This is a genomic window from Thermococcus sp. (assembly GCF_026991495.1).
Classification (GTDB): Archaea; Methanobacteriota_B; Thermococci; order Thermococcales; family Thermococcaceae; genus Thermococcus.
Window position 1 is genome coordinate 1 of record NZ_JALXBJ010000092.1, and the last position, 11,981, is coordinate 11,981.

At 55.5% G+C, this 11,981-nt stretch carries 10 protein-coding genes, 1 tRNA gene and 1 pseudogene; 5 read left to right on the forward strand and 7 right to left on the reverse strand.

Annotated elements, in window-relative coordinates:
* The 5 genes and pseudogenes from MVB78_RS11145 to MVB78_RS11165 form a co-directional block, all read right to left on the reverse strand.
* A pseudogene (locus MVB78_RS11145) lies at positions 1–177 on the reverse strand (dihydropyrimidine dehydrogenase); the annotation flags it as partial.
* Position 178: 1 nt separating this feature from the next.
* Positions 179–1,045 carry a sulfide/dihydroorotate dehydrogenase-like FAD/NAD-binding protein gene (locus MVB78_RS11150; RefSeq protein WP_297491539.1) on the reverse strand — a complete coding sequence of 289 codons (867 nt, stop codon included), beginning with the start codon at positions 1,043–1,045 and terminating at the stop codon, positions 179–181.
* A 291-nt stretch (positions 1,046–1,336) separates the two neighbouring features.
* A complete protein-coding gene (locus MVB78_RS11155) occupies positions 1,337–3,094 on the reverse strand; it encodes a hypothetical protein (RefSeq protein WP_297491542.1) in 1,758 nt (585 codons plus the stop codon).
* Positions 3,095–3,166: 72 nt separating this feature from the next.
* Complete coding sequence (dph2, locus tag MVB78_RS11160) at positions 3,167–4,192, reverse strand: diphthamide biosynthesis enzyme Dph2 (RefSeq protein WP_297491545.1); 1,026 nt, start codon at positions 4,190–4,192, stop codon at positions 3,167–3,169.
* Positions 4,193–4,278: 86 nt separating this feature from the next.
* A tRNA-Arg gene (locus MVB78_RS11165) sits at positions 4,279–4,356 on the reverse strand.
* A 148-nt stretch (positions 4,357–4,504) separates the two neighbouring features.
* Here MVB78_RS11165 and MVB78_RS11170 point away from each other — a divergent pair.
* The 4 genes from MVB78_RS11170 (at position 4,505) to MVB78_RS11185 (ending at position 9,283) form a co-directional block, all read left to right on the forward strand.
* A complete protein-coding gene (locus MVB78_RS11170; protein WP_297491548.1) occupies positions 4,505–5,983 on the forward strand; it encodes an FAD-dependent oxidoreductase in 1,479 nt (492 codons plus the stop codon).
* A gap of 2 nt (positions 5,984–5,985) precedes the next feature.
* The gene (locus MVB78_RS11175) at positions 5,986–7,143 is read left to right on the forward strand and encodes an FAD-binding oxidoreductase (protein ID WP_297491605.1); all 1,158 of its coding nucleotides are present in this window, start codon (positions 5,986–5,988) and stop codon (positions 7,141–7,143) included.
* A 71-nt stretch (positions 7,144–7,214) separates the two neighbouring features.
* Positions 7,215–8,453 carry an MFS transporter gene (locus tag MVB78_RS11180; RefSeq protein ID WP_297491551.1) on the forward strand — a complete coding sequence of 413 codons (1,239 nt, stop codon included), beginning with the start codon at positions 7,215–7,217 and terminating at the stop codon, positions 8,451–8,453.
* Between the two features lie 47 nt (positions 8,454–8,500).
* Positions 8,501–9,283, forward strand: a complete 783-nt coding sequence (locus MVB78_RS11185) for a class I SAM-dependent methyltransferase (protein WP_297491554.1) — start codon at positions 8,501–8,503, stop codon at positions 9,281–9,283.
* Here MVB78_RS11185 and MVB78_RS11190 read toward each other — a convergent pair.
* Entirely contained in the window at positions 9,271–10,062 is a 792-nt protein-coding gene (locus tag MVB78_RS11190; protein ID WP_297491608.1) for a nitrilase, read from the reverse strand. The genes MVB78_RS11185 and MVB78_RS11190 overlap by 13 nt on opposite strands.
* A 469-nt stretch (positions 10,063–10,531) precedes the next feature.
* On the opposite strand from MVB78_RS11190, the gene MVB78_RS11195 reads away from it, so the two are divergent.
* A complete protein-coding gene (locus MVB78_RS11195; protein WP_297491556.1) occupies positions 10,532–11,209 on the forward strand; it encodes a metallophosphoesterase in 678 nt (225 codons plus the stop codon).
* Positions 11,210–11,554: 345 nt separating this feature from the next.
* Here MVB78_RS11195 and pfdA read toward each other — a convergent pair whose 3' ends face one another.
* Positions 11,555–11,977 (reverse strand): prefoldin subunit alpha, encoded by a 423-nt coding sequence (gene pfdA, locus MVB78_RS11200; RefSeq protein WP_297491611.1) that lies wholly within the window; start codon positions 11,975–11,977, stop codon positions 11,555–11,557.
* Positions 11,978–11,981: the final 4 nt, after the last annotated feature.

Consider the following 11,981-nt stretch of genomic DNA (forward strand, 5'->3'; position numbering starts at 1 on the left):
GCCCTTGATGCAGGGAGCGTATTCAGCAGGGCACTGGAGACAGCGTTCTGCTTCTTTAACTGCGAGCTCAAAGGTGTAACCTAAGTTAACCTCGTTGAAGTCATGAACCCTCTCCTCCGCGGGCCTCTCTATGGTCGGAACCCTCTCCTTGATGAGCTTCGGCTTCTTCCTCGCCATTTCACTCACTCCCCCTCAGGGACTTGAGGTACTCCTCAAGGGCCCTCCTCTCCATGTCGGCGTAGAAGCCGACCCTGTGGATGAGCTGATCCCAGTCAACCTTGTAGGCGTCAAATCCCGGGCCGTCTATGCAGGCGAACTTGACCTCACCGTCGTAGAGTATCCTGCACGAACCGCACATTCCGGTTCCGTCAACCATTATCGGGTGCAGGTCGGCTTCCATAGGTATGCCGTACTCCTTGACCACCTCAAAAACGGCCTTCTCGCCCCCGGCCGGCCCGACTATGAAGACAAGATCCCAGTGCTCGCCCTCAAGGAGCTCCCTAACCTTTGCAACGGCCCTTCTGACGAGCTCCTGGGCTATCTCGTTCATCCCCCAGCCGGGCTGGAGCTGGTAGCTCTCAACTATGTGCCTTGAGACAGACCTCTCGAAATCCTCCTTGAGGATCGTCATGGGCTCCGGGGTAACGTGGAGTGTTGTGACGTCGTTTCCAAACTCCTGCCAGGCCCTCGCTATCGGGAAGACCTCCACCATTCCGGTTATCAGGCCTATCGCGAGTATCCTGCCGAACTTCTTCATTGGCGCGGGGTTCCCGAGCGGTCCGGCGACGTTGAGGAGCTCATCACCGGGCCTCAGCTCGTTGGCCATCCTCATGGTTGTCTTTCCGCGGACGAAGGTAACGAGCTCTATCCACCCCTCCTCCCGATCCCACTTTATTGGAGTGAGGGGAATCCTCTCGCCCGTTGGGAAGGCCCTGATGATAACAAACTGGCCGGGCTGAACCTTCCTCGCCACGTGCGGCGCGTGCACCTTGTAGAGAACTTCGTTCATTGCAAGTTCCTTCTTATCGAGTATCTCGTAGCCCACAATGAACACCTCCGTTCGTGAGCTCAAACCTGAGCATCCACTGGGTAGTGAACCTTTGGTGTTTATAAATATGTGCCCAACCAAAGGTTCAAAACGTTGATGTACCTTCGCCGAACTTAAATGCCGGATAAAGATAGTTCACCGAAGGCCCAGCCGTGCTGAGTGAAGCCCCTTCGCAACCCATAGAGAAAGGAATGCAGGATAACACTGACCTGCCCATCAACCTGACTCAAAAACCACCCGGGACTTGCGCTTCCCTTCGGGACGTAACGTTATGCACTCACGGTGCCGTTAAACGGCCGCCCCTGTTCCGGCCCTCTCCTTAAAGCCCTGCAAGATCCTCTCCGCGAGCTGCCTCTTTTCACCAACATCGCTCTTCAGGAAGCGCTTAACCTCACTTATAAGGGGTGCCACGAGCTCGATTTCCTCCCCGGGGGCAGTGCTTATAATGGCCTCTATAGTCAGCAAGCCTTCAAACTCCAGGCCATTCCTGAGGTAGGAGGGAAGGGATGGAATAACCTCCATTGCAGCCTCCCGGTCCCACCTGTAAAGAAAGTAGTAGCTGAAAAACTCGAGGGCGGCGGCAACCTTGTCCAGCTCCCCGGACCGGTACCAGGATAAGAACTTCCCAACGATCTCATCCCGGAGATCGCTCTTCGCCGCAATGAGGGCGAGAGCCTTCCCGGCCTTTGCCCTGACCCACCTGTTTCTGCAGAGGGTGAGCTCAATCAGGTCATCCACAGCCGCACTCAGGATTTTCAGCCTCCGGCCGTCCAGCCTTTCGGCGAGCTTTGAGACGGCCCAGAGGGCGTCCATCTTCTCCACCTGATCGCTGCTCCTCAGCATGTGAACGAGTTCGAGCACAACCTCCGGCCTCTTAAAAGCTAACTCCTCGACGTCCTCTATCTCGCCCTTCCCTAAGGAGCGCCTCATGGCCCTGACCTCTCCCCCTCCAGCCGCCCTGCGAAGTATCCTCATGGCTTCCCTCTTGCGCGGTCTGAAGTTTTTAAGCGTAGGCGGCTGTAAAGTGCGCTCGGCAAGCTTTTCCGCGGGCGGGGAGGGGTAGTAAGGCTTTGGGACAACGCGCTCCCCTATCCTGAGGGTCTCCTCCATTCTCTCCAGAAGCTCAGAAAGCCATTTGAGGACGTAGGCGTCGCCAACCGCGAGGGCTAGATCTATCGCCTCGTAGAAGCGCTCGTTTATCAAAAGCCTCTGTATCCTCTCCTTAGCCGCCTCAGGGTTGTCCCGGTAGTACCTGTAAACCGCCTCCTCCATCTCCCCGAGTACCTGCTTTGCCCTCCACTTTAAGTCGGACTCCTTTCCCAAGGCTATGTTCTTAACAACGGTCAGGGCGTGGATGAACTCCTCAACGTAGTCCTCCCTGAGGGGCATACGAGAGATCTCGCTGAGCAAGTCAAAAGCCAAGTCTGCCACTACAGCATCCTTCTTTCCCATGGCCTCTTCGATTACGTGCGGAACCTCCTCAAGAACCCGCTTTATCAGGGAGAACCTCGTACCCTCCGCTGCGGTGAGCAGGAGCCTCAGGCCTAAGAGAGACCTTCTGAGATCCCTTGAAGTTATCATAGAAGTAAGCTCATCCAGAACATCCCTGCTGAGGATGTAAACCCTGAGAACGGAGGCGAGGGAGAAGAGCTCTATGAAGATGGGCCCGCTTTTGTCGGAGAACTCCTTCATAAGGTTTATGAGCTTTAGAAACGCCCCCTGAGAGAGCGGAAAGCCGTAAACGAGGGTCATCAGAACCCTTAGGGTGTTGAGGGCCACTACCTCACTGCCCTCCTTGGCAACGCTTATGAGATCGTCGAGAAACTCCTTGACGATGGCCTTCTTGCGGGAGGGTGGCAGGTTCCTCAGGATCTCCCTCAGGGCGCCAAGTGTCCTGATCCTCAGCCTCTCATCATTCTCCCCCAGAAGACTGAAGAGGGCTCTCAGCGCCTTCGGATCCTCCAGGGCCAGCTCTATGGCTCTCTTTACATCCCAGGACAGCAGGAGCTCCCTTAACATAAGGGAAGTTTCATCGCCCTCACTCATCACTTTGAGTTTCGGTTTTTATCTTATATAAGATTTTAGTCCCGCTCTTTACGGCCATATTTGATACGGATTTCAAACCTTAAGGGAAACCCCGTAGGGTTCGTCCTCGCTCCTCTCAACACCTTTTATCTCGTCGAACTCGTACTCCTCCCTGAGACCGAGGAGGAGCTCAAGCTCTGGCGGGGTGAGCACGGGCTTCCTCCAGTTCTCGTAGTCGTCTATGGGAACGCGGGGACAGGCGACGACAACGTAGGCGTCGAAGTCAAAACCCTCCAAAGCGGTGTAGACCACATTGTCCATCGCTATCAGCCTCGCGTACTTCCCGCTCTCACGCAGAAGCTTGAGCACGCGTACGGCCTCCCCGAGCCTGAGCTGACCCTTCTTGGTGCTCACGATGACGCCGAACTTCCTCGCGTCCACCGCCTTCGCTATCTGCGCCCAGCGCTTTCTGATGAGCCTCTCCGCCTCCTTATCCATCCAGAGGGCATCGCCCGAGTAGGGGTTGACAGCGAGGGTGGGCTTCTTTGTGGCGAGGGCCACTCCGAGGGGGTGGAAGTAGCCTGCGCCAACGAAGAGTATTCCCTCGGCGTCAACCCTCGCGGCGGAGAAGTTGCAGCCGAGAACCTGGCCGGGCCAGCTGACCCTCGAATCCCCCCTGCCAACGAGGACTTCAAAGCCCGCCCCCTCGAGGAACTCCCTCATCCGTCCGAGGTAGGTGATATGCTGGGCGGTCGTAACGAGGCCTATCCTCCCCCCGAGCTTTCTTATCTCGGACAGGTTCCTCTTGAGGGCTGGAACGGGATCGGCATCGGCAAAGGCCGGCACGAAGACCGTGGGCACCTCAAGGTGGAGCCTCATGTAACTGTGGCCGAGGTGAACGAGGGCATCGCAGCCGAGCATCTTGGCCTCCCTATCGGCCGGGTCGCAGGCCCCGTAGTTCACGTCCCCGCTTATTATCGCCTTGATCCCGTTCTCCTCAAGGAAGTCGGCCAGCCTCTGGGCCTCCTCCTTCAGTCCCTCCGGCGTCTGGATGAGCACCTTCCCCGCCCCAACCCTCCGGAGCGCCCGCAGAACGTCTCCCTCTAAAATCCTGTGCATCCAACCACCCCTATCAGGATAAACTGCCGTCGAAGCCTTCTATTCCAACGGATGTCCGTAGCAACCTCAAAGGCCTATTCGAAGAATGGCGGGCCGGGCGGGATTTGAACCCGCGACCTTCGGCTCCGGAGGCCGACGCCCCCTCCTGACTAGGCCACCGGCCCAACCCATCACTAAATCTCCCGGCGCTTTAAAAATCTAACCACCGGGGACACGCCCCGGGATGCCGGATGGATTGGCCAAACGCCGTATTAACGTTTATAAACATGCGTGCATAAGGTGGGACGCCGGTTGATTTTTAGAGGTGGGAGCATGAGACGGCTCGACCTAACGGAAAAGGATACTTCTAAGAGGATCACGATCTATTTTGAGGGAAAGCCATACGAAGCTTATGAAGGCGAGAAGTTTCCCGTTGCGATGCTCGCCAACGGCGTCTACTGGCTCACGACGAGCACCGAGGGAAGGAAGCGCGGGGCTTTTACCTTCGGCCCGCTGCCAGTCAAGGTTGACGGAGTCAAGAACGTCAACGGAAGGAAGCTCAAGATCAGGGACAGCATGAGGATCGAGAGGCAGCGCTACGACGAGTTCCAGGAGCAGGTGAAGATAGACGAGGGCAAGCCCGTTCTCCGCTACGTCGTCGATGTGGCAGTTATAGGCGCAGGCCCCGCTGGGCTGGGCGTCGTGGAAGAGATCGGGGGAAAGCTTACGGCTGCGCTGATCGAAGAGCGCACGTGGCTCGGCGGCGACATGTGGCTCAAGGGGGTTGAGCAGGAAGGCTTCGGAAACCCGAGGAAAGCGATAGAGAAGCTCACGAACTTCTCCGAGAACGTTAGGGTTTTCCTCAAGACAGCCGCCTTGGGCGTCTTTGACAAGGGCGAGTACTTCCTCGTTCCGGCGGTTAGAAACGACCAGCTGATAGAGTTCATGGCCAAGCGCGTTGTCTTAACGACGGGCGCGGTTGACTCAATAATGCTCTTCGAGAACAACGATTATCCAGGAGTCTTCAGGAGGGCCGATGCCCTCGAAGTGATGAACGTCTGGAACGTTGCCCCGGGGGAGAGAGTTGCCGTAACCGGAGCATTCCCGGAGGAAATAACCGCTGAACTCGACCGCTGGGGCATAGAGTACGTCGTGGTTCCAAATCCAAAGCGCGTCGAGGGGAAGGATAGAGTTGAGCGCCTCATCGATGAAAACGGCAACGTCTACGAGGTCGATGCCGTGATAATGGCCGACGGCAGGATTCCGGACATAAACCCAGTAACCCAAGCCGGGGGAAAGCTCCGCTTCAAGCGCGGCTACTACACGCCGATACTCGATGAGGAGCACAGGATAAGGGACGGGATCTACGCCGCCGGGAGCGCCGCCGGGATTAAGCCGCACTACGCGAACTACATCGAGGGCAAGCTGGTCGGGGCGTACATCCTGAGGGAGTTCGGCTTTGAGGCCGAGCCGTGCGTTTACAGTGAGAGGCTGAGGGAATACGAGCCCCTGAGCAGGCCGCGCCCGAGGTTCCCGCTCGACAGCTTTAACGCCGAGGACGTCCACATCTGCGGCTGCGACGTCTCCCTCAAGAAGGTGGACGACGTTGTCAAGAGCGGCATAACAGACCTCCAGATAATCAAGCGCTTAACCCACTTAGCCATGGGCTTCTGCCAGGGCCGCTTCTGCCTCTTCAACGGGGCTTTGCTCGTCTCGCAGAGGAGCGGGCTCCCCATGGACAGGCTCGACATACCGGTCGCGAGGCCGCCGATAAAGAACGTCAAGATGAAAGTGGTAGCCGGGAGGGAGTGAGGATGCCGACGAGGGTTCTCCCAGAAAAGAGCGAGGTAACGATCATCGGGGGCGGTATAGTTGGGGTAACGATAGCCCACGAGTTAGCCAAGCGTGGGGAAGAGGTTACGGTCATCGAGAAGCGCTTTATTGGTTCTGGCTCGACATTCCGCTGCGGAACAGGCATAAGACAGCAGTTCAACGACGAGGCAAACGTCCAGACGATGAAGCGCTCGGTGGAGCTTTGGAAGAAGTACAGCGAGGAGTACGGCTTTTCCTTCGAGCAAAGCGGCTACCTCTTCCTGCTCTACGATGACGATGAGGTTGAGACGTTTAAGAGAAACATCGCGATACAGAACCGCTTCGGCGTCCCCACGAGGCTCATAACACCGGAGGAAGCGAAGGAGATAGTTCCTCTGCTCGATATCAGCGAGGTCGTCGCCGCCTCCTGGAACCCCACAGATGGGAAGGCGAGCCCCTTCCAGTCCACGGCGGCGTTTGCACTGCACGCCGAGGAGTTCGGGGCTAAGTTAGTTGAGTACACCGAAGTGAAGGACTTCATCGTCGAGAACGGTGAGATAAAGGGCCTGAAGACTAACAGGGGCAAGATCAAGACTGGGACGGTCATCAACGCCACAAACGCCTGGGCAAAGCTCATAAACGCGATGGCCGGGATAAGGGCGATCCCGATAGAGCCCTACAAACACCAGGCCGTCATCACACAGCCGATAAAGAGGGGCTCGGTGAAGCCGATGGTGATCTCGTTCAAGTACGGCCACGCTTACCTCACCCAGACGGCCCACGGGGGCGTTATCGGCGGCGTTGGATATGAGTTAGGTCCAACCTACGACCTGAACCCGACCTATGAGTTCATGCGCGAGGTCAGCTACTACTTCACCAAGATAATCCCAGCGCTGAGAGAACTTCTCATCCTCAGGACTTGGGCCGGCTACTACGCCAAAACACCCGACAGCAACCCGGCGATAGGAAAGATAGAGGAGCTGAGCGACTACTACATAGCGGCTGGCTTTTCCGGCCACGGCTTCATGATGGCCCCTGCCGTTGCCGAGATGGTTGCTGATCTAATCACGAAGGGGAAGACAGACCTTCCGGCCTGGTGGTACGATCCGTACCGCTTCGAGAGGGGCGAGCTGCGCGGACAGGCGCTGCAGATGGGGTGAACCCTTAATTTCAATTTCTTTCTTAGCATTTCGACAGAAATTTTATAAGTTCCCTACCTTTCCCACAAGCGATGTCAGGGATGGAGCGAGTGGTTTTACAGGGAAAGCGTGAGAGGGCGTTGAAGTCCAAAAAACTCCGGGTTAGAAAGTGGAATACGCTCGTGTTCCTTGCGGCCATGTTTATAGCGAACATAGCATTCGGCATGGCGTTTCCTTACCTGAGCGTTTATATGAGACTTCTCGGTGCTGGAATGCTCACCGTCGGCTTGCTGAGTGTGGCATTCAACATAACGTCCATGGTCTTCCAGTATCCCTTCGGCTGGCTGTCGGACGCAAGTGGGAACAGAAAGGGATTCATAGCCTTCGGTCTCTTTTCCTTCGCGGTATTCTACTCCATGATGGCTTTTGTGAGTTCCCCTCTTGGCGTTCTGCTCTTTAGGACACTCCAAGGAGTTTTTGGCTCGGCCATGATGCCCGCTCACTCGGCCCTTATCTCGGAGCTTTCAACGAGAGCTGGCTCAATCTTTGGCCTGTTCAACTCGGTGGAGAACGCCGGTTTTATGGTCGGTAACTTTCTCGGCTCTGTAATAGTTAGCAACCTCGGTATACGGGGGCTTTTTCTGATCTCTGGGATTCTATTGGTAGCATCCTCTGGAATAGTCCTTCTAATCCGCGAGCGTCCAGCAGGGAGACGTTCCCTCCTCGGGATGATTCTCGTTCAGGAAGGCAGGGAGAGCTGGCTAACAACAGTTAAGGGCTCCGCATTCAAGAGGCTCATGCGCGGTCAGCTCGGTCTCTTCTACGTCACGGTCTTCCTTGTGATGGTCGCCAGCGGGCAGTTCTACAGCGTTTCCTCGGTTTACTTCAAGGAAGCCTTCGGCGGGTGGAGCGTTGGTGTTATCTTTGGGGTAGAGAGCCTCGCCGCGGCTTTAACCGGCTACTTCTTAGGGAAGCTGATAGATAGGTATGGGGCGAAAAGGTTCTATCTCGTTGCGATAGCGGGCTACAGCTTAGCTTTCTTGCTTTACGCTATCGTGAGAAACGTCTGGTTAGTCCTCGGGATAGCCTTTCTCTCTGGCCTCAAGTGGGTTATGACGATAAACTCAACCTCGGCCTACGTTGCTGAAAAGGTGAGCCCGGGAGAGAGGGCCCAGGGAATGGGTTTGCTGAACGCTATGATGAGCCTCGGCTGGGTTGTCGGCCCACTCATCGGAGGCTATCTCTCGGGGATAAGCTTTACCCTGAACTTCGTCAGCACTTTGATCCCCCTCGGACTGGCCTTCCTCCTGGCCCTCAGATTGGAGGGATAACCGCTACTCTCTTAAAATCCCAACACCCCAATAACATAGGTGATAGAATGTCCTTGGAGGAACTCTACTCGTACCTCAGGGATTACATGGACCCGGAGAGCGAAAAAGCCAGAAAAAGGTACAAGGCACTGAAGAACTTCTTCAACTGGACGGTCAAGAAAGCCCTCCTCCCCGATGGAAGAAGGCTAAGTGTACTCGACCTATGCGCCGGCACTGGGATAGCGGGTGCCGCCCTCTTGAAGGTTCTTAGGGAGTGGGGCGTCGAGGCCTCGCTTACCTTAGTGGACAAGCGAAAGGACGACATTCTGAAAGTTGAGGGCTGGCTCAACGGGGATGGAGAAGTGTACGGGGCCGTTATGGATTGCCTCGACGACCTGAGTAAGCTCGGGGAGTTCGACGTCGTTCTCCTGTGGGGCTCCACGATGCCGCACTTCGACCCATATCAGGCCGCGGATCTCTTCACCAACGTCTCAAGGGCTCTCACACCTTCAGGAGTCTTCATGATCGAGGAAATGGACCGCTTCGGTGCGTTCTTCTACAGAAGGGCATATCGAGAGGTAGTTCCTGAAGTCAAAGGTGAAGACTACACGGTGGTTTCCCTCGATGAGGGCTACGATCCGCTGAGGGGAGTCATTGTGAGGGGCTACTACCGGCTTCCCGGCTGGGAAAAGATAGGGGAGATAGAAACCCGCTACTGGGACTTGGCCGGGCTGGCTGGAATGGGAAAGCTCGTCTTCGAGGAAGCGAGGATAATACCGAGGAAAGAGCACGGCAATGCCGGGGTCGGCGACGTTCTCTACTTCAGGAACCCAAAGGTTCAGCGGGCGTAGTACCTCGGCCTGCGATCCTTGAAAATGTCGTTGTAGTCGTTGAGCCTTTTGTCCCGCGCAAGGGCCAAGTCAACGTCCGCAACACCTACCTCCTCCCCGCTCTCGCTCCCTTCCACGAGGGTCTCGGCTGAGGGGGAATTTATCTGACTCCTCCCAATGAACCTGAGCCCGCGCTCCTCCCCAACCCTGTCCGCGGTTATCGTGTAAACCCTGTTCTCCAGGGCCCTTATCGGCATGGCCCTTGGAGCATAGGGCATGACGAGGTTGGCCGGATGAGCTATTATCTCAGCTCCTTTCATGGCGAGCGTCCTGGCTGACTCCGGGAAGAACCAGTCAAAGCATATCATCACCCCGACCCGGGCGAAGCCGAGGTTGAAGACCTGGAAGCCGAGGTTCCCGGGTTCAAAAAACTCCTTCTCCCTCGCAAAGAGATGGATCTTGCGGTACTTGCCGACGTAGCCGTGGGGGCCAACAACAACCGCGGAGTTGTAGAGCCTTCCAAAGCCGTCCCTCTCAGCGGTTCCAGCAACTATGAATATCCCATGCTCCCTCGCCGTTCTCACCAAGAAAGATGTAGTGGCCCCACCGGGAACGAGTCCCGCCACCTCCTCGACCTCTTTCCTCTCATCAAAGTTGTAGCCTGTATCAAAGAGCTCGGGTAAAACTATCAGCCTCGCCCCCCTTTTTGAAGCTTCCCGTATGAGCTTCTCTGCACTTTTGTAGTTCCTCTCCGGCTTCAGGAGGACGGGCTTCATCTGCCCGAAGGCCACCTTAACCATTCCGTTCACCCTTTTACTCCTCCGCTTTTAGAGTAGATAAGCATTACCTTCGAGAACTCAAACAACAAACGCTTTTTCAGTGCTTCATCAATTTGTTCCCCTGTTTTTCAGTCCCATTCTATCCAATGCTTTTTGACCAACAACGCATTAGCCTGTTAAAAACCTTATAACCGCGTTAAAATGCAGAAAACCCCCATGGCCACTGATGAATTTCAAAGATTTGGAAATCCCGGAACGGCTTTGATAAAAGAGTTCATTCCCCTGGGTTCCCCTTCTGGGGATAGGAATGAGAAAACTTTAAAAATGCACCAGTGGACTCCCCACCGTCTGGAGGTGACGCTCATGAAGCGCAGACCGAGGAAATGGAAGAAGAAGGGAAGGATGAGATGGAAATGGATTAAGAAGAGGATCAGGAGGCTGAAGAGACAGCGCAGGAAGGAGCGCGGCCTCATCTGAAGCGGTGAACGGCATGGAACCGCGCCCTTTTGCGGATCTCTCTATTTTTCTCAGGACTTCACTCGGCAGAACCCTCGTTCTCGCCGACCCCCACATCGGCTTTGAGATATCAAGGGGCTTAAGGGTAAGGACGCACTACGAGGAAGAACTGGTATCCTTCATCAGGGACAGCGATCCAGACGCCCTTATCATCCTCGGGGACGTTAAGGAGCCCTTAGGAATGGGCACTGAGCTCAGAAGAATGCTCTCCGGCTTCTTCAGTGCAATAGGAGACAGGAAAATTTACATCACCAAGGGGAACCACGACGGCAGGATAGAAGGGGTTGCCGAGAGGTTTGGGGTCAAGGTGGTCCCCTATCTGCTCCTCGACGACCTGCTCTTTCTCCACGGTCACACCCTTCTCCCAGCCCTTGAGTTCAGGGAGGCCTTTCTCGGGCATATACACCCGGCCTACAGGGTGAAAGGAACGGGAAAGCTTACGAAGGTGTACCTGAGGGTTGGGAGGTTCCTCATCCTTCCAACGGTGAACCCCTATTTGGAGGGCTTTGACATAAAGCTTGGCATCGAAATGATCCCGTTTCTCAAAAAAGCTGAAGTTGGAGACGTGTTCCTGCCGGAGGGGATCTACATCGGCAGGGTCTCCTTCAAAAAAAGGGGTAAAAGCGGGGAACTGCGCCCCCACCGGGCCTAACCTCCCAAACACTTATTCCACACAGCAACCCATTATTTCACGAGTCCTTTGATATTCGAACCCCATTTATTCAAGCCAAGGGGAGGAGCCCGGCTAAGTACCGGACGCCCATTAGTTTGAGCTTGTTTGTGATTTGAGGCATTACTTACGGACTTATGGTAAATAGAATCCCCTATTTAAACCTTTTTATTGGGAGCCTTCAACTAAACCGACCGACCCTTGGGGGATTTCCAATCGTCAATGGAGAACTATCATCATAGAAGGGCAAGGTATGGGAAATAAGTGAAGGATTTTGATATTGCTTGGCATAACACCAGCGGCGGAATTTTTTGAAAAATTTTCGGCTCACTTTTGAAGTTCTTGTGCTCTTTTCGCCAGGTCCTGCAGTTGAGCGTCCACCGCCCTAAGGGCCTCCTGGGTTTTGGCTATGGCCTCGTCATAATCCCTGATCCTCTTGGAGAGGTACTCAACTGCATCGTCAAGGCTCTTCTGCACCGCGTATCCGGAGCCAACGCTCACTATCGCGTTTTCCTTGTCCACTATCAGCCCCCTGAGGAATGAGCCAGCCCCCAAGGGTATGAGCACCTCAGGCTTCTCCTCCTCCACGCCCTTGAGGGATTCAAGGGTCTCTTTAACGGCCGAGAATTCGTTCCTGCCCAAGGTTAGCAGCTCAAGGTTCTGGGAAAGGAGCTGTGCCTGAGCCTGGAGGAGCTGGTACTCGTAAGCGAGTTTTTCAAGCTTTTCATTTCTTTCAGCTCTTTCAGCCATTCCA

Excerpts from the sequence above, each read along its gene's own strand:
- MVB78_RS11185 (WP_297491554.1), top strand. The coding sequence starts at position 8,501 with ATGTCCTTGGAGGAACTCTACTCGTACCTCAGGGATTACATGGACCCG.
- MVB78_RS11190 (WP_297491608.1), bottom strand. The coding sequence starts at position 10,062 with ATGGTTAAGGTGGCCTTCGGGCAGATGAAGCCCGTCCTCCTGAAGCCG.
- MVB78_RS11195 (WP_297491556.1), top strand. The coding sequence starts at position 10,532 with ATGGAACCGCGCCCTTTTGCGGATCTCTCTATTTTTCTCAGGACTTCA.
- dph2 (WP_297491545.1), bottom strand. The coding sequence starts at position 4,192 with ATGCACAGGATTTTAGAGGGAGACGTTCTGCGGGCGCTCCGGAGGGTT.
- MVB78_RS11175 (WP_297491605.1), top strand. The coding sequence starts at position 5,986 with ATGCCGACGAGGGTTCTCCCAGAAAAGAGCGAGGTAACGATCATCGGG.
- MVB78_RS11155 (WP_297491542.1), bottom strand. The coding sequence starts at position 3,094 with ATGAGTGAGGGCGATGAAACTTCCCTTATGTTAAGGGAGCTCCTGCTG.
- MVB78_RS11170 (WP_297491548.1), top strand. The coding sequence starts at position 4,505 with ATGAGACGGCTCGACCTAACGGAAAAGGATACTTCTAAGAGGATCACG.
- MVB78_RS11180 (WP_297491551.1), top strand. The coding sequence starts at position 7,215 with ATGTCAGGGATGGAGCGAGTGGTTTTACAGGGAAAGCGTGAGAGGGCG.
- pfdA (WP_297491611.1), bottom strand. The coding sequence starts at position 11,977 with ATGGCTGAAAGAGCTGAAAGAAATGAAAAGCTTGAAAAACTCGCTTAC.